We start from the raw sequence: 16,977 nt of genomic DNA, 5'->3' as shown, positions 1-16,977 counted from the left end.
TGTTGATGTCATGGGGGTTGTTTCGAAAGCACAAAGGAACTGTTTTTACAGTTCCTTACCCTATGATTCCCTTAAGTTAATGACATTGGGGGTTGGGGGTGGTTTTGCTCCAAGCAACCTTAAATAGTTTTGCAATAGAAGTTTTTTAGCCCCGGTTGAAGCGATACCCTGCAGGGCTGCGCAGCATGCCCGAAGCGTATAAGCGAAAAACGGGAAGAAATTTAAATTTATTTAGTGCTTTTGCGCTTCAAAAAGGTATAAGTTATCACGAATTCGACATCCCGAAGCTTTAAGATTCCTGCCTATGCGGGAATGACCGTGTATTATTGAAAAAAACTTCCGTGTATTCTGTGTTTCCGTGGCAAAAAACATAATTTTACGTCATGCAAATTGAAGTTAAAAACAGTACCCAAACAGATATCGATACCATTTTTGAATTCTATGATATGGCTATTGCTCATCAAAAGAAAGTTTTTAATAAACATTGGCAAGGATTCAGTAGCGCATTAATTGAAGCTGAAATAGCGGAAAATCGTCAATATAAAATTTTGGTAAATGGCGTGGTTGCTTGTGTTTTTGCGGTAACTTTTGATGATAAGTTAATTTGGGGCGAACGGGATAAAGATTCGATTTACATTCATAGAATTGTAACCCATCCCGATTTTAGAGGTTATGCTTTTGTTAAGGAAATTATAAAGTGGGCGAAAAATTATGCTGCTCAGCATAAAATTGCTTTCATTAGAATGGATACTTGGGCCGATAATGAAAAGCTTTTACAATATTATACGGCTTGCGGTTTTGAGTACGTTGGGGTGGTTACTATGGAAAAAACAGACGGTTTGCCTAAACATTACGAGGGCATTAGTTTGAGCTTGTTCGAAATTAAGGTTTAGCTTTTTCCAGTAATTCAAGAGTATGCTTTAGTGCGTCGGGTTTGTTGCCTGCTCCATGCCCGGGAATTAAGATTTTAGCATCTGGGTATTTCTTTTGCAGGTTTTTAATGCTTTGTGGCCATTGCTTAACATTAGCCTCGCCAATGTAGCCTAAATCTTCTGAGCCAATACTCTTAACCAGACAGCCTCCATAAAGCAATTTTGCCTGCTCAAACCAAATAATAATATTATCTTTAGTATGTCCTTCGCCAACAAAGCTGGTTTGTATTTTAATGCCACCAATATTAAAAGTTGTATCACTATCGAAAGTAAATTGAGCAGTAGGTTTTTTGGTTGCTAAAAGTATTTTATTGGTTTTAGCAGTTGCGTATGTTTTGATGCCTTTAGCTTTAAAAAAGCCTAATCCACCGGCTCTGTCTTCATGTGAATGGGTAGCGATTGCTAATACAACTTTTTGATTATGTTTTGCCTTTATACTATCTAAAAATGGTTGGAATTGTGTTGAATCCCAAGGCGCATCAATAACCACAACTCCTTTTTTAGTAACCAAATAAACTGCATTGGCATCAGTTATGTTGCCTTTATATACATTGTACGATGTGTATTTGTAAAGGTTTGGGGCAATTTTCGAAATTTTTAATTTTGGGTTCTGCGCAAGGACCCGTGTAAAAGCCAAACAAAAAAATGCGAAGATTACGGTTCTCATAGATTATTTTAGATTTAGTTTCCAGGTAAACATACCTTCGCCTTCGGCGATTTTAATAAAATTATTCTTCTCGAGAATTGAATAGGAAGCCACGTTTTCAATCTCTGTTGAGGCAGTAATCATTTTTACTTCTGGTTGTGTTGCTGCCCACTGTATCAACCTGGAAACAGCTTCGGTCATGTAGCCATTATTTCTAAATTCGGGATAAGTTCCATAGCCGATTTCAATTTCGCCATTTGCATCGGGTTCGCCAACAAAACACAAATCGCCAATTAGCTTTTCATCAGCTTTTGAAATGATTGACCACAAAGTATTGTATAAATAGTTTTTATTAGAATCGATTACATTCGGTAAAATGGTTTCGCGAATGGCTGCTTCGAGCTCTTCGGAAATGATATTTTTCCCTGGTTTTAGCTTAAGTTCTTTCTCCAGTGAATTGTTATTTCTAACATATTTTAAAAGCTGATTATGAGTTAGCGGATGCAAAATCAATCGGTCAGTTTCAAGTGTCATAAAATACTGCTGATTTTTATTTTATTGCAAACTATTTAGCGCTTGTTTAACTACGTTATCATTTTGATTTGCAGCTCTGTAATAACCCACATCGCCCAGATAGTACCTGCAAAGCAAAGCTTTCAAGTCGTTCAAAATTAAATTTCTAGAATTGTAAAGCTGAAAACGGTCGATTTGCACATTTTTGCGTTGAAGAAATCCTATAAAATCTTTAAAATCTAAATCATTTAAGTTAAAGATATTTATATTTTGCTCAATATATGTAGAACTATATTTAGAAGTTAAAACATTAAAAACATAGTCAGATAATACTTTTTTACTTACTAAACTATTATAAAATTTATTATAACCTGTTGTATCTAATTTCACAAAAACATCGGGCTGGATGCCACCAACTGTTTTAGGTTTCTTTTGAAGATTAACACCATTATTTTTCTCCAATGAATCTTTAAATGATGTCAAATCGCCAGTTAATTCGCCATCAGTCATGCGTTCATCAAGCTCGTGCTTGTAAGCATCATAACCTTTTTTGTACGATTTTTGAATGCTTTTACCTGATGGTGTGTAATATCTTGCGATGGTTAAATTTAGTGCAGAACCATCATTAAAAGCAAATTGCTCTTGCACTAATCCCTTGCCAAAAGAGCGGCGACCAATAATAACACCTCTGCCTAAATCCTGAATTGCTCCGGCTACAATTTCACTTGCGGAAGCTGTATTTTCATTAATTAAAACGGCTAATTTGCCCTGTTGGAAAGTGCCACTTCCTGTAGAAAAATAGTCTGTACGAGGTTCGTGTTTGCCTTGAGTGTAAACGATAAGCTTGTTTTCGGGTAAAAATTGGTCTGCTAAACCCGTTGCTGCGCTAAAATAACCACCTCCGTTGTCTCTTAAATCTAATATTAGCTTTTTCATGCCTTTATTTTTTAAGTTATTGGCGGCGGCAGAAAAGTCGTTATCGGTGTTTGCTCCAAATTTACTAATACGTATATAACCAGTTTCGTTGTTAATCATATATGCCGCATCAATACTGCTTATGTTCACCTTACCTCTGGTAACCATTACTCTGTTTGGCAATTGGCTTCCGCTGTGCTGTAACAAAACATTAACACCACTTCCTGCTTTTCCCTTAAAACGTCCGGCTAATTGCTCTTTTGGCAAATCTCTACCACTAACAATGGTAGAGTCGATGCTCAAAATTTTATCTCCAAGTTTTATTCCAGCTTGATAGGCTGGCCCATCTTTTATCACACCAGTTACCATCATGGTATCGTTAAGCATATAATATTCCAGTCCCACACCTTCAAAGTTGCCCTCTAAATCATCTTGCATGTTTTGTGCATTTGCAGGTGGCAGATAAACGCTATGTGGATCTAGCTGATGTAAAACACTGTCAATCGGTAAATTTTGAAGCGAATCTGTATTAATATCATCTACATAATTTCCGTTGATGATGTGCAGAATTTCATCAAGTTTTTCGGAATTGGCTGCAAGTTTTGTTGGTTTTTGAACGCCATACCCTTGGTCTTTAATAAACTTAATGCCCAAAACCATACCAACTATTAAAATTACAGAATAGCTTATGGCAATTAGGGCATTATTACGGGTATTTTTCTTCATCAGCGTTGCTACAAATTTATGAAAATAAGCGGTTTGATTACTTTTTTAACTCATTTTATTAGTCTTTTGTTTCTAATTTTTAACATAAATTAACTCTAAATAAAATGGTATAGAACTTTTGCATCTATATTTTTGATTTTTTGGTTACTTTTTAAAAAGAATTTACCGAATTTTATCAAAATTAAATTTATGAACAGAGTAACCGAGCAAGAATCAAATTATAATGACATTGAAAAAATGTCGGTTTTAGAGGTTCTTCAAGGCATTAATAATGAAGATAAAACAGTTGCTTTCGCAGTTGAAAAATCTTTGCCTCAGATAGAAAAATTAACTTCGGCAGTTGCTGAAAGGATGAAAAAAGGCGGTCGTCTTTTTTATATTGGTGCAGGCACAAGCGGGCGCCTGGGTGTGGTTGATGCTTCTGAATGTCCGCCAACGTATGGTGTACCTTTTGATTGGGTTGTTGGTATTATTGCAGGTGGAGATACAGCGATAAGAAAAGCTGTGGAGTTTGCAGAAGATGATGCCGAGCAAGCCTGGAAAGATTTGCAGGAATTCGATATCAACGAGAAAGATTGTTTGGTTGGTTTGGCTGCTTCGGGTACAACACCTTACGTAATCGGGGGTTTAAATACTGCACGTAAATTAGGCGTTTTAACGGGTTGTATTGTCTGTAATACTGGTGGACCAATAGCTGCTGAATCTGATTATCCGGTTGAGGTTGTCGTTGGGCCTGAATTTGTGACCGGTTCTACGCGTATGAAATCTGGTACGGCCCAAAAATTAGTTTTAAACATGCTGAGTACCACAGTAATGGTTCAACTTGGGCGTGTTGTTGGAAACAAAATGGTAGATATGCAGTTAACCAATAATAAGCTTGTTGACCGCGGAACGCAAATGGTTGCTGACGAATTACAAATTGGTTACGATGAAGCATCAGAACTTTTAGCAGTTCATGGAAGCGTACGTAAAGCAGTAGAGGCGAGACAAAAGCAAACGCACTAAGAAATGATTGAATTAGTGAATGAGTGATTGCAAAGAAAACATTCGTTTATAAAAAATGATTGAATTAGAGAATGAGTGATTTTAGAATATAGCGATTACAAGTAAAAACATTCACTCATTCAAAATTTTATTCATTCAATAATTAAAAAAGATGCACGAGATAGAGCCGTATTACCAGTGGAGGGATGAATATATCTCAGCAGAAGATGAACGTTCGCCATTTTACAATACCGAATATTCTGAACTATACTTCGATAAACAGATTTACAATTTTTTGTTGCATCCCCAATGGGATGAGTTTGGTTCGAGCACATTATATATGAAAGTGCTTTTTGCTGATTATGACAGAAGTTATGCTATAATAGAATTTATCGGCGAGTGGAACGATGCCATCAATAATGATATCATGTTGCTGAAACGTGATATTTTGGAATTGATGATGGATGAAGGTATTAACAAGTTCATCCTGATTGGGGAGAATGTTTTAAATTTCCATTCATCTGATGATAGTTATTACGAGGAATGGTTTCAGGAAGTAGAAGATGGTTGGATTGTTGGAATCAACTTCCAGGAACATGTAATAAGAGAATTTAAGGAAAACAGCATTGACTATTACATTAATTTTGGTGGTTCGTTTGATGAAATGCCCTGGCGGACACTAAAGCCGTTACAATTCTTTAAAAAAGTTGAAGAGTTACTGACAAAAAGATTAAACTAATTTATTAATTTTAAAATCATTTAAATACACAACATAAAAATGGAACAACAAAATTATCAATATCAAGACAACAGCGTTTTTGTTCAGCAAGGCTCTGTTTCTAAAAAATTCTTTGCAAATGTTTTTACCTGGATGTTTGTAGCATTAGTTTTATCTACAGTTGCTGCTTATATTTTTGGTACAAACAAACAGTTTATGCAATATTTATTAACTGTTAATCCATCAACAGGAAAAGTTGGGATGTCGATTTTTGGTTACATTGCAATGTTCGCTCCACTTGGCCTAGTTTTATTAATGGGATTTGGGTTAAGTAAACTTTCATATCCAGCTTTGGTTGGTGTTTTCGTTCTGTATTCTGTACTAACAGGTATTAGTTTAAGCTTTATTTTATTGGCATATACATCTGGCTCAATTGTAAGCTGTTTTGCAGGTGCAGCAGGTATCTTTGGTATTATGGCTGTAATGGGTTATACCACAAATATCGATTTAAGTAAATTCGGTCCGATTTTAATGGTTGGTGTTATTGCTTTAGTTATAGCAAGCTTAGTAAATATGTTTATTCAAAGTGAGCAATTCAGTTTGTTTATGGCTTTCGTTGGTATCGCAATTTTTACTGCTTTAACCGCATACGATGTTCAGAAAATCAAACGTATTGGTGAAGGAATTGAAGCTAACGGTGAGCAGGTTTTACAAGTAGAATCTAAGAAAATGGCTATTGTTGCCGCCCTATCTTTATACCTGGATTTTTTAAATATTTTCCTTTTCTTACTTCGTATTTTCGGAAGCAGAAAATAGTTTATAACAGAACAATATTTTAAAGGCTGCGCAATTTTGCGTGGCCTTTGTAATATTATTTGGCTTCAAGGCGATAATTTTTGGAATTGATGTTGCTTTATTGCACTTTTGTATGCTTATTAAGAAAGACGGAGGGATTAGACCCTACGATGTCTTAGCAACCTGTGCCCACACAAGGTGCTAAATTCTAATCTCAGCAGTGGCGAGAGAAGATAAGTTTAGCTGGTATCAATCTGCCAACTTTTTAAATAAGCCTTTAAGGATGTAATAATGTACAATGGGAGATGTAATATGTGTCTTTCTATTTTTCATTTTCCATCTCACATTTTACATTTCAAATGGGTATAAGAGAAGAATTAGAAAAGCGTATTTTGGTAATTGATGGTGCTATGGGTACCATGATTCAGCGCTATACATTAACCGAGGAAGATTTTAGGGGCGAACGTTTTAAGAATCATCCTTGCGATGTAAAAGGCAATAATGATTTGCTTAACATTACACGTCCTGATATTATTAAAGCCATTCATCTTGAATATTTACAGGCTGGTGCCGATATCATCGAAACCAACACCTTCAGTACGCAACGCATCTCCATGGCCGATTATCAAATGGAAGATTTGTCTTACGAGATGAGTTTTGAAGGTTCGAGGGTAGCTAAGGAAGCCGTAAATGAATTTATGGCAAATAATCCAGGTCGTAAATGTTTTGTTGCGGGTGCTATTGGTCCAACCAACCGTACACTTTCCATGTCGCCAAATGTTAACGACCCAGGCTACAGAGCGGTTTATTTCGATGAACTGGAGGAAGCGTATTACGAACAGGTACGCGGTTTGGTAGATGGCGGTGCTGATGTACTCTTAATTGAAACCATTTTTGATACTTTAAATGCTAAAGTGGCTATTGTAGCCATTAAAAAATACGAAGAAGTAATCGGTCGCAAGCTGGAAATTATGATTTCTGGTACCATTACCGATGCTTCGGGTAGAACGCTTTCCGGCCAAACTGCCGAGGCTTTTTTAAACTCTGTAATGCATGCAAAACCATTGAGTATTGGTTTTAACTGTGCTTTGGGTGCAAAAGAAATGCGTCCGCATATTGAAGAATTGGCCGCAAAAGCGGGATGTTATGTTTCTGCCTATCCAAATGCAGGTTTGCCAAATGAGTTTGGTGCTTATGATGAGCAACCTCATGAAACGGCACATTTAGTAGATGATTTTATTGCTTCGGGTTTTGTAAACATTGTGGGCGGTTGCTGTGGCACAACACCAGAACATATTGGTTGTATTGCAAATAACGCAAGAAAGGCATCGCCCAGGAAATTACCTGTAATTGAGCCTTACATGCGTTTGAGCGGGTTAGAACCCGTAACGATAACGCCTGAAAGTATTTTTGTAAACGTTGGTGAAAGAACCAATATTACAGGTTCGCCTAAGTTTTCTAAACTCATTTTGGGTGGTGATTACGAAGCTGCTTTAGCTGTTGCTTTGCAACAGGTTGAAGGTGGTGCACAAATCATCGATGTAAATATGGACGAAGGTATGCTCGATTCGGAAGCGGCCATGACCAAATTTTTAAACCTAATTGCTTCAGAACCTGATATTGCAAAGTTACCCATCATGGTCGATTCCTCGAAATGGTCGGTTATTGAAAATGGGTTAAAATGCTTACAGGGAAAAGGAATTGTAAACTCGATTTCGCTTAAAGAAGGTGAGAATAAATTCCGTGAAAGCGCCAAAAAAATTATGCAGTATGGTGCCGCGGTCGTGGTTATGGCATTCGATGAGCAAGGTCAGGCCGATAATTACGAGCGTAGAAAAGAAATTTGTAAACGCAGTTACGATATTTTAGTTCATGATATTGGTTTTCCACCAGAGGATATCATTTTCGACCCGAATATTTTAACCGTTGCCACTGGTTTAGAAGAACATAACAACTATGCTGTCGATTTTATAAATGCCACAAGGTGGATAAAAGAAAACTTGCCTTATGCAAAAGTAAGCGGTGGTGTTTCGAATATTTCATTCTCTTTCAGAGGAAATAATGTGGTCCGCGAAGCGATGCACTCTGCATTCTTATACCATGCCATTCAGGCTGGTTTAGATATGGGGATTGTAAATGCCGGAATGTTGGAAGTTTATCAGGAAATTCCACCTGAATTATTAGAACGAGTAGAAGATGTTCTTTTGAATAGGAGAGAAGATGCTACTGAGCGATTGGTGGAGTACGCTGATACCGTAAAATCAAAAGGCAAAGAACTTGTTAAGGATGAAGAATGGAGAAAAGGAACGGTTGAAGAACGCTTATCCCACTCCTTGGTAAAAGGTATTGTTGAATACCTGGATGATGATGTAGAAGAAGCCCGTCAGAAATATGCCCGCCCGATTCAGGTTATTGAGGGGCCGTTAATGGATGGAATGAACATTGTGGGTGATTTATTTGGTGCAGGGAAAATGTTCTTACCACAGGTGGTAAAATCGGCAAGGGTAATGAAAAAAGCCGTTGCATATTTATTACCATTTATTGAGCAAGAAAAGTTAGATAATCCAGACCAAAATCAAAGCTCATCAGCTGGTAAGGTTTTAATGGCTACCGTAAAAGGCGATGTACACGATATCGGCAAAAACATTGTGGGCGTTGTTTTGGCTTGTAATAACTTCGAGATTGTAGATATGGGTGTGATGGTTCCTGCTCAGGATATCATCAAAAAAGCCAAAGAAATAAATGCAGATATTATTGGTTTAAGTGGTTTAATTACGCCATCGCTTGATGAAATGGTTCACTTCGCCAAAGAAATGGAACGTGAAAACTTTACCATTCCTTTAATTATCGGTGGTGCAACAACCTCACGTATTCATGCGGCGGTTAAGGTCGCACCAAATTATTCAGGCCCTGCCATTCACGTTTTAGATGCCTCAAGAAGTGTTACGGTTTGCAGTACTTTAATGAATCCTGAAACCAAAGGTGATTATGTTGCTGGGATTAGAGCGGAGTATGATAAGGCTCGCGAAGCACATTTAAACAAACGTTCTGATAAGCGTTTCAAAACTTTGGAACAGGCTCGTGAAAACAAATTTAAGATAGACCTTACTAAGGTTGCACCAGCACCAAGTTTCACTGGAACGAAGGTATTGGAAGATTATCCTTTGGCAGAACTTGTACCATACATAGATTGGACGCCATTTTTCCATACCTGGGAACTTCGCGGTAGTTACCCTAAAATATTTGATGATAAAAATGTTGGCGATGAAGCCAAAAAACTTTTTGATGATGCGCAAGTATTGTTAAGTAGAATTGTAAACGAAAAGCTATTAACTGCAAAAGCAGTATTTGGGTTTTGGCCAGCCAATGCCGTAGGCGATGATATAGAGCTTGAAGTGGCGAGCAATACACTCCAAGTAGACGAAAAACTGAAAAATGGTAAAGCAGACAAGGTACGGATTCACACTTTACGCCAGCAAGCAGAAAAAGTCGATGGTCAACCTTATTATGCATTATCAGATTTTATTGCAGATAAAGACAGCGGTGTGCAAGATTATTTTGGTGGTTTTGCAGTTACAACTGGCATAGGATGCGACGAACTGGTCGCTGAGTTTGAAAAAAACTTCGACGATTATAACAGTATTATGGTAAAAGCACTTGCTGACCGTTTAGCAGAGGCTTTTGCAGAAAAATTACATGAATTGGTTCGCAAGGAATATTGGGGTTATGCAAAAGATGAAAATCTAAACAATCAAGCTTTAATTAAGGAAGAGTATGTAGGTATTCGTCCGGCGCCAGGTTACCCTGCTTGTCCTGAACATACCGAAAAAGGAACTTTATTTGCCCTTTTAGATGCAGAAGAAAAAATAGGTTTGAAGATAACAGAAAGTTATGCCATGTATCCTACAGCAGCGGTAAGTGGATTTTATTTCGCCAACCCCGACTCAAGATATTTTGGTTTGGGTAAAATCACAAAAGACCAGATTGATGATTATGCTATAAGGAAAGATATGTCTGTTGAAGAGGTTGAGCGATGGCTGAGTCCTAATTTGGCGTATTAGATTTGCTTTGATGAAATGACCGTCTTTTCGACTGGAGCGCAGCGAAATGGAGAAATCTTTGAACTTAATAGCAAGGTTCAAAGATTTCTCGGCTTTGCTCGAAATGACGACTTAGATATAAATTAACATGCTTCTGTTATCTAAAGCTTGGTAATTAAGTTTTATATAATTGACTAAATCAAGACAATGAAAATTACAGACCATATAAAAAACGCAAACGGTAAAGCGTTATTCTCTTTTGAATTATTGCCACCAATAAAAGGCCAGAGCATACAATGGATTTATGATGCGATTGACCCACTTTTAGAATTTAACCCACCTTTTATTGATGTAACCTCATTAAGAGAAGATTACATTTATAAAGAGCAGGAAAATGGTTTATTACAAAAAGTATCCTATCGTAAACGCCCCGGAACCATTGCCATTTGTGCTGCAATTATTCATAAATATAAAATTGATGCCGTTCCGCATTTAATTTGTGGTGGTTTTACCAAAGAAGAAACGGAAAATGCACTTATCGATTTACAGTTTTTGGGTATTGATAATGTGTTGGCTTTGCGTGGCGATGCACGTGCTGCGGATAGTGCTTTTGTGCCAACAAAGGGTGGACATTGTTATGCTACAGATTTAATCGAGCACATTAAGAACCATAATGAAGGTAAATTCTTACATGAAGATATAGAGACGTTTAAAAGTGATTTCTGTATTGGTGTAGCCGGATATCCGGAAAAACATTTCGAAGCCCCAAACCTAAATGCCGACTTTAAATACTTGAAGAAAAAGGTTGACATGGGTGCAGAATTCATCGTAACACAAATGTTCTTCGATAATCAAAAGTATTTCGACTTTGTTAAAAAATGCCGTGAAAATGATATCAACGTACCGATTATTCCAGGTTTGAAACCAATCAGTACACTTACTCAATTAAATGTTTTACCTAAAATTTTCCATATCGATTTGCCGGATGAATTAACTGATGCATTATCTCATGCAAAAAGCAATGCTGAAGCAAAGGAAATTGGAACAGAGGCCATGATTAAGCAATGTAAAGAATTGATAGATTTTGGTGCGCCAGTTTTACATTTTTACACCATGGGCAGACCAGAACAAACGAAACAAATTGCGAGAGCGATATTTTAATTATTCGTAATAGCTAAAAATAATAATATCATGAATCATCTAAATAACGATTTACAAAACCTTGAGGAAATACTTAATCAAGTTTCTCAACAGGGTTTAGATTATTTAAATGATGTTGATAACAGGCCAACAAAAAGTAATTTTGAGCTGAAACCCATTTTCGAATTAAACGAGAATGGGTTAGGTACGAAGGAAACTTTAAGGCAATTTAACAAGCGTTTTGAGCCTACCATTGTAGCGTCTTCAGGGCCAAGATATTGGGGTTTTGTTACTGGTGGAACAACGCCAGCTGCAATTGCAGGAGATTGGTTGACTACAGTTTATGACCAAAATACACAAACGGCAAAAGGTAATGGCGATGTTTCTGCCGCAATAGAATTGGAAACGATTCAGCTTTTGCTGGATTTATTCAATTTACCTAAAGAGTTCTTCGGTGGATTTGTAACGGGTGCAACCTTATCTAATTTTACTTGCTTGGCTGTAGCCAGACAATGGATTGGAAAGCAGAATGGTAAAGATTTTGCAAGAGATGGATTGTCGGGAAATGTTAAGGTCTTATCGGCTACTCCGCATTCATCAGCTGTAAAATCTATTTCGATGTTGGGTTTGGGTAGCAATAACGTCATCCAAATTGAAGTTGCTAAAGGCAATAGAGAAGCTTTGAATGTTGAAGATTTAGAGCAGAAAATTATAGCTTTAAATGGTGAACCTTTTATTTTAATTTCAAGTGCCGGAACTGTAAATACTGTAGATTTTGATAATTTTGAAGCCATCAATAAACTTAAAAGTAAATACAATTTCTGGTGGCATATAGATGCTGCTTTTGGTGGTTTTGCCGCCTGTTCTCCAAAATATGCACACTTGGTAAAAGGTTGGGCTAATGCAGATAGTATAACCATTGATTGCCACAAATGGCTAAATGTTCCTTATGAGAGTGCAATATTTTTAATTAAAGAAAGCCACCAATTATTGCAGGTTGAGACTTTCCAAAATTCAAACGCTGCCTATTTAGGTAATCCATTAGAAAACTTTAGTTATTTAAATTTCTTACCAGAAAATTCTCGTCGATTAAAAGCTTTGCCCGCTTGGTTTACACTGATGAGCTACGGTAAAGCTGGTTATCAAGAAATTATTGAACAAAATGTTGAACATGCGCTCTATTTTGCTGCATTTATTGAAGGAAATACTGCATTTGAATTACTAGCACAAGTTCGTTTGAATACCGTTTGTTTTGCTCTTGTTGATCCTGAAAAAACTGAAACCTTTTTAAATACCTTAAATAGTAGTGGCAAGGTATTTATGACTGCAACATCTTATAGAGGTAAGAAGGGAATAAGAGCAGCCTTCGTTAATTGGCGCACAACCCATGCTGACGTAGATTTGGTGAAAAATGAAATCATTCAAATTCTGACAGAACTTTAACTCCAATTAGTTGTTTAGTAAATTGTACAACTTATATTTGTATTAATGAAGTTTATAAATATTAAATATGTGATAATCATTTGCGTTGCACTTACCTTATTTTTCAAGGTGAGCAATGTACTGTCATATTTAAAATTCTCTACTTCAACAACTGAATACACCATTTTAGGTGATGATGCCGAGAAAGAGGAAAAGAAAGTCGAAAATGAATATTTCGATAATCAAATCATTTTTGATTCATTAATAAATACATTTTCAATAGTTGAAAAGAAATTGATTATTCCTGATAATTTCTCAATTACAGCCTATTTTCCTGAGGTTTTAACACCTCCACCATCCATTTAGAAAGATATTTTAATATAACTTTCATCTTTGTCTTTCTGTTTTTATAAAGACAATCACTATTTTCTAATTCAAAATACATCATATTATGAAACGAGCAATTTCATTCGCGGTATTTTTTGTAGCCGCATCATTTACACTTAGTGCACAAGAAGTTGCACAAAACAATGTTAAACCTGTAAACAATTCTTTGGAGATGGTTTCGAAATTACAGCCGGTAAGTTTTAATTACGATAAAGCTTGGGCTGAAAGATTGAAACTTCCATCAACGCCACAATATGGATTTGTTGGTGCGGATGCTAAAGCGGCTGTACCATCGGTAGTTGCTGTGCAAGCGAAACAATATCCAGCAGGTAAAAATGCTTTTAATTCTGCAACGATGACAAAAGTAGATTATGAGCGTTTAATACCTCTCTTAGTTGGGAGTATAAAAGAGCAGCAACAACAAATTGATGAGCTTAAACAGGAGCTTCAATCACTCAAAATACAAAAGGGTGAATAATAATCGCAATAAAAAAAGCCGAAATTTCTTTCGGCTTTTTTTATTGCTACCAATTAAATCCGTTTAAGGCTTTTTGATAATTTTCTTGGTCAAAGCGATAAAGATTAGGCGCTTTATGTGCACCACCTTTTCTAGACTCATCTTGTTTTATCAGAATATTATAGCGCATTATTTTTCTGTAGAAATTACCACGGTTTAATTTTTCACCTAATATTGCTTCATATAATGCTTGTAGTTCGGGCATTGTAAATGTTTCGGGTAATAAATTATATCCGATAGGTTTATAACTTATTTGCTCCCGTAAAGTAATTAGTGCTTTTTTTAATATGTCTCCATGATCCATAATCATACCGGGGAGTTTGTCAATTGGAACCCATTCGCATTTATCTGAGTAAGCATCTAATACAGGCGTAACTTTTGTGTGATCGACCAAAGCATAATAGCCAATACTTACAAAACGTTGTTTGTGCCACAAATCATCATTGTAATCTTCAAAGAATGCTTCAGATCGATTTAAATTTCCGAAAACATTAAATACATTCAAGAAAATCTTATCAGCACCGCTTCTTTCAAATAAGATGCGTTTTGCGGCATCATCAAGTGCTTCATTTTTATAAATATAACCACCTGGAAGCATCCAATTTTCCTCACCCTTCAATTTTAACATTAAAGCATTTAACCTATTTTCTTTGAATCCGAAAACTACGCAGTCAATAGAAACATGGGGTAAGGCTTTGCTGTATAAGTCTGCGCTTGAATCTTGAATTTCCTTAATAGTCATTGGCATACGGTTTTGTCAATAGGACATCTAAATTAATAATTTGTTTCTCTTATTTTAAATATCCCATGAATCCTATGGCCAGTGAACAGGTTTTTATTTCATATTAGCAAACCAAAATTTTTTAAAGAGTTCAATAATTATTATCCTTTTAAAAGATATTGCTTAAAGCCTTCAAAATCTATATTTAGTTTCTCAGCATAGTGTGGCTTACTTTCCAAAGCACGCACTTGCTCTGGTATTTCGATTTTAGCGGCAATGTCCACAGGGAAAATATCTGGAAATTTGCATGCATGAGCGGTTGATAAAAATACATCAGCACTTGCATCATGTGGATTTTCATTTCTGTATTGCTCAATTGCCAAATATGCAATCGCGGTATGCGGGCAGGCCACGTAATCAAATTTAGTATCGATTTCTTTAATGCCTGCGAGAGTTTCATCATCATTAAAGCGATAAGAAGTGACCACTTTTTTCAAAGCATCTACATCTTGGTTAAATAAGTCCATAATGCGAACCCAGTTGCTCGGTGCGCCTACATCCATAGCATTTGAATAGGTTTGGGTAGATGGTTTGGTTTCGTAAACACCAGTTTCTAAAAAGCGGGGCACGGTATCGTTTATATTGGTTGCAGCAATAAATTTTTTTACAGGCAAACCTAATTTGTAGGCTAATAAACCAGCGCCGATGTTTCCAAAATTCCCACTCGGAACGGAGAAAATTATTTCGCTTAAGCCTTGTTTTTTCAGCTGCGCATAAGTGTTAAAATAATAGAAGGTTTGCGGGATTAACCTGGAAATATTAATAGAATTAGCAGATGTTAAACGGAATTTAGCATTCAGTTCATCATCGGCGAAAGCCAGTTTAACTAAAGCCTGGCAATCATCAAAAGTACCTTTCACTTCAATAGCTCTGATGTTTTGTCCGTTGGTGGTTAATTGCAACTCCTGTATCGGACTCACTTTTCCCTCTGGATAAAGAATTGTAACCCTCGTATTCGGTACGCCTAAGAAACCGAGCGCAACTGCACCACCTGTATCGCCAGATGTCGCGACTAAAACATCTAATAATTGTTCGCCATCTTTTAAGAAAAAGGCCATAACGCGGCTCATAAAACGAGCACCAAAATCTTTAAACGCTAATGATGGCCCGTGGAAAAGTTCCAGCACAAAAGTTTTATCATCAAGCTTTACAACAGGCGCTTCAAAATTGATGGCATCGTCAATCAAGGCTTTCAAATCTTCTGCTGGAATTTCATCTTTTAACAAAGTTGATGCAACCTGAAATGCAATTTCGGGTAAAGAATATTGTTCGATGTTCTCAATAAATTCCGCATCCAATTGTGGAATTTCTACAGGCATGTACAAACCTTTATCTTGCGGCATGCTGTTAAAAACGGCTTCTTTGAAAGAAACACGTAAATCTTTATTGTTGGTTGAGTATAGTTTCATTAGTTAAGTTTTAGGTTCTAAGTAATAAGTTTTACGTTTTAGAACTAATCTACTTACAACGTAAAACTTATTACCTATAACTTACAATACCCTCGGTCCCTCGGCGTTTACCGAAGAAACAAAAGCTTTGCTATTAATATTAATTTTGTGAAGATGCTGTTGTTGTGCTTTGGTTATTTTTCTAGCAGTTTCTTCATCTTTAGTTAAAGCGAAAACCGATGGTCCTGAACCAGAAATTCCGAAGCCGATTGCACCATTTTCCATTGCTATGCTTCTCATTTCTTCAAAGCCAGGAATTAAGATAGAGCGGGTTGGTTCAACCAGAACGTCTTTCATGCTTCGGCCAATTAAGTCGAAATCATTCATGAATAATCCACTTACCAAGCCTGCAACATTTCCCCATTGGGTTACTGCATCTTTTAAAAATACCTTACTGCGAATCATTTGACGGGCATCTTTAGTGGGCACATCAACCTGCGGATAAACAATTGCGGCATACATACCTGCAGGTGTAGGCAGAGAAATTACATCAAGTGGTTCGTAACTTCTAACCAAAACAAAACCACCCATTATGGCGGGCGCAACATTATCGGCATGGCCATAACCACAAGCCAGTTCTTCGCCCTTCATCGCAAAAGGAACCAATTCTTTGGCGGTTAATAAATCGCCCATCAATTTGTTTATGGCGTATAAGCCTGCTACCGTACTTGCTGAGCTAGAACCAAGACCGCTACCAATTGGCATTTTCTTATGCAACTCGATTTCTACCCCAACATCTAATCGGTTAATGTGCTGTAAATAATGCTGAACACTTGCGCTTACTGTATTTTTTGCAGCATCTAAAGGTAATTTACCATCATCGCCAGTAATTCTTTTTATATTAACGCCTGGTGTATCGGTTAAACGCATTTCCACTTCATCGCCAGGTTCGTTAACGGCGAAACCCAATACATCGAAACCACAAACTACATTGGCAACGGTTGCAGGAGCGAAAACTCTTATGTTATCTTTCATAATTGGAATAAGGATGAAGGAACAAGGATTAAAGACCT

General features: G+C 36.8%; 15 protein-coding genes and 1 riboswitch. Of the genes, 9 read left to right on the top strand and 6 right to left on the bottom strand.

All coding sequences use genetic code 11. The annotated features are described in order from the left end of the window. The first annotated feature begins 383 nt into the window (after positions 1–383). Positions 384–893 (top strand): GNAT family N-acetyltransferase, encoded by a 510-nt coding sequence (locus tag QWY86_RS15005; protein ID WP_290243156.1) that lies wholly within the window; start codon positions 384–386, stop codon positions 891–893. Here QWY86_RS15005 and bla read toward each other — a convergent pair. From bla to QWY86_RS14990, 3 genes are read right to left on the bottom strand one after another with little or no spacing between them, the layout of a single operon-like run. Further along, on the bottom strand, positions 883–1,599 hold the full coding sequence (gene bla, locus QWY86_RS15000; RefSeq protein WP_290243155.1) for a BlaB/IND/MUS family subclass B1 metallo-beta-lactamase: 717 nt from the start codon (positions 1,597–1,599) through the stop codon (positions 883–885). The genes QWY86_RS15005 and bla overlap by 11 nt on opposite strands. 3 nt (positions 1,600–1,602) lie before the next feature. After that, entirely contained in the window at positions 1,603–2,112 is a 510-nt protein-coding gene (locus tag QWY86_RS14995; protein ID WP_290243154.1) for a GNAT family N-acetyltransferase, read from the bottom strand. A gap of 21 nt (positions 2,113–2,133) precedes the next feature. After that, positions 2,134–3,732, bottom strand: coding sequence for a S41 family peptidase (locus QWY86_RS14990; RefSeq protein WP_290243153.1), 1,599 nt, complete (start codon positions 3,730–3,732; stop codon positions 2,134–2,136). A gap of 189 nt (positions 3,733–3,921) precedes the next feature. Here QWY86_RS14990 and murQ point away from each other — a divergent pair, with 189 nt between their 5' ends. The 8 genes from murQ to QWY86_RS14950 all read left to right on the top strand — a co-directional run bounded on the left by murQ (position 3,922) and on the right by QWY86_RS14950 (position 13,696). Next, entirely contained in the window at positions 3,922–4,737 is an 816-nt protein-coding gene (gene murQ, locus QWY86_RS14985) for an N-acetylmuramic acid 6-phosphate etherase (protein ID WP_290243152.1), read from the top strand. Between the two features lie 151 nt (positions 4,738–4,888). Then, the gene (locus QWY86_RS14980) at positions 4,889–5,455 is read left to right on the top strand and encodes a hypothetical protein (RefSeq protein ID WP_290243151.1); all 567 of its coding nucleotides are present in this window, start codon (positions 4,889–4,891) and stop codon (positions 5,453–5,455) included. A gap of 39 nt (positions 5,456–5,494) precedes the next feature. Further along, positions 5,495–6,250, top strand: coding sequence for a Bax inhibitor-1/YccA family protein (locus QWY86_RS14975; protein WP_290243150.1), 756 nt, complete (start codon positions 5,495–5,497; stop codon positions 6,248–6,250). A 113-nt stretch (positions 6,251–6,363) separates the two neighbouring features. Further along, positions 6,364–6,469, top strand: a riboswitch (SAM riboswitch). A gap of 119 nt (positions 6,470–6,588) precedes the next feature. Beyond that, a complete protein-coding gene (gene metH / locus QWY86_RS14970; RefSeq protein WP_290243149.1) occupies positions 6,589–10,290 on the top strand; it encodes a methionine synthase in 3,702 nt (1,233 codons plus the stop codon). 186 nt (positions 10,291–10,476) lie between these two features. Then, the gene (locus QWY86_RS14965) at positions 10,477–11,430 is read left to right on the top strand and encodes a methylenetetrahydrofolate reductase (RefSeq protein ID WP_290243148.1); all 954 of its coding nucleotides are present in this window, start codon (positions 10,477–10,479) and stop codon (positions 11,428–11,430) included. A gap of 30 nt (positions 11,431–11,460) precedes the next feature. Then, positions 11,461–12,852 (top strand): pyridoxal phosphate-dependent decarboxylase family protein, encoded by a 1,392-nt coding sequence (locus QWY86_RS14960; protein WP_290243147.1) that lies wholly within the window; start codon positions 11,461–11,463, stop codon positions 12,850–12,852. A 45-nt stretch (positions 12,853–12,897) separates the two neighbouring features. Beyond that, entirely contained in the window at positions 12,898–13,197 is a 300-nt protein-coding gene (locus tag QWY86_RS14955; RefSeq protein WP_290243146.1) for a hypothetical protein, read from the top strand. An 85-nt stretch (positions 13,198–13,282) separates the two neighbouring features. Then, positions 13,283–13,696 carry a tail fiber domain-containing protein gene (locus QWY86_RS14950; RefSeq protein WP_290243145.1) on the top strand — a complete coding sequence of 138 codons (414 nt, stop codon included), beginning with the start codon at positions 13,283–13,285 and terminating at the stop codon, positions 13,694–13,696. A 46-nt stretch (positions 13,697–13,742) separates the two neighbouring features. Here the strand turns inward: QWY86_RS14950 and QWY86_RS14945 are convergent, their stop codons facing one another. The 3 genes from QWY86_RS14945 to QWY86_RS14935 form a co-directional block, all read right to left on the bottom strand. Continuing rightward, positions 13,743–14,477 (bottom strand): NUDIX hydrolase, encoded by a 735-nt coding sequence (locus QWY86_RS14945; RefSeq protein WP_290243144.1) that lies wholly within the window; start codon positions 14,475–14,477, stop codon positions 13,743–13,745. Between the two features lie 140 nt (positions 14,478–14,617). Then, a complete protein-coding gene (gene thrC, locus QWY86_RS14940) occupies positions 14,618–15,925 on the bottom strand; it encodes a threonine synthase (protein ID WP_290243143.1) in 1,308 nt (435 codons plus the stop codon). Positions 15,926–16,006: 81 nt separating this feature from the next. Continuing rightward, positions 16,007–16,939 (bottom strand): homoserine kinase, encoded by a 933-nt coding sequence (locus tag QWY86_RS14935; RefSeq protein ID WP_290243142.1) that lies wholly within the window; start codon positions 16,937–16,939, stop codon positions 16,007–16,009. Between the last annotated feature and the right edge of the window lie 38 nt (positions 16,940–16,977).

It is taken from the genome of Pedobacter aquatilis, from assembly GCF_030409415.1.
Classification (GTDB): Bacteria; Bacteroidota; Bacteroidia; order Sphingobacteriales; family Sphingobacteriaceae; genus Pedobacter; species Pedobacter aquatilis.
The sequence above is the reverse complement of the archived record's forward strand: the minus strand, read 5'-3'. Positions and strand labels throughout refer to the sequence as shown.

Coding starts and splice junctions, on each gene's coding strand:
- bla (WP_290243155.1), bottom strand. CDS start 1,599: ATGAGAACCGTAATCTTCGCATTTTTTTGTTTGGCTTTTACACGGGTC.
- QWY86_RS14995 (WP_290243154.1), bottom strand. CDS start 2,112: ATGACACTTGAAACTGACCGATTGATTTTGCATCCGCTAACTCATAAT.
- QWY86_RS14935 (WP_290243142.1), bottom strand. CDS start 16,939: ATGAAAGATAACATAAGAGTTTTCGCTCCTGCAACCGTTGCCAATGTA.
- QWY86_RS14990 (WP_290243153.1), bottom strand. CDS start 3,732: ATGAAGAAAAATACCCGTAATAATGCCCTAATTGCCATAAGCTATTCT.
- QWY86_RS14980 (WP_290243151.1), top strand. CDS start 4,889: ATGCACGAGATAGAGCCGTATTACCAGTGGAGGGATGAATATATCTCA.
- metH (WP_290243149.1), top strand. CDS start 6,589: ATGGGTATAAGAGAAGAATTAGAAAAGCGTATTTTGGTAATTGATGGT.
- murQ (WP_290243152.1), top strand. CDS start 3,922: ATGAACAGAGTAACCGAGCAAGAATCAAATTATAATGACATTGAAAAA.
- QWY86_RS14955 (WP_290243146.1), top strand. CDS start 12,898: ATGAAGTTTATAAATATTAAATATGTGATAATCATTTGCGTTGCACTT.
- thrC (WP_290243143.1), bottom strand. CDS start 15,925: ATGAAACTATACTCAACCAACAATAAAGATTTACGTGTTTCTTTCAAA.
- QWY86_RS14965 (WP_290243148.1), top strand. CDS start 10,477: ATGAAAATTACAGACCATATAAAAAACGCAAACGGTAAAGCGTTATTC.
- QWY86_RS14945 (WP_290243144.1), bottom strand. CDS start 14,477: ATGACTATTAAGGAAATTCAAGATTCAAGCGCAGACTTATACAGCAAA.
- QWY86_RS15005 (WP_290243156.1), top strand. CDS start 384: ATGCAAATTGAAGTTAAAAACAGTACCCAAACAGATATCGATACCATT.
- QWY86_RS14960 (WP_290243147.1), top strand. CDS start 11,461: ATGAATCATCTAAATAACGATTTACAAAACCTTGAGGAAATACTTAAT.
- QWY86_RS14950 (WP_290243145.1), top strand. CDS start 13,283: ATGAAACGAGCAATTTCATTCGCGGTATTTTTTGTAGCCGCATCATTT.
- QWY86_RS14975 (WP_290243150.1), top strand. CDS start 5,495: ATGGAACAACAAAATTATCAATATCAAGACAACAGCGTTTTTGTTCAG.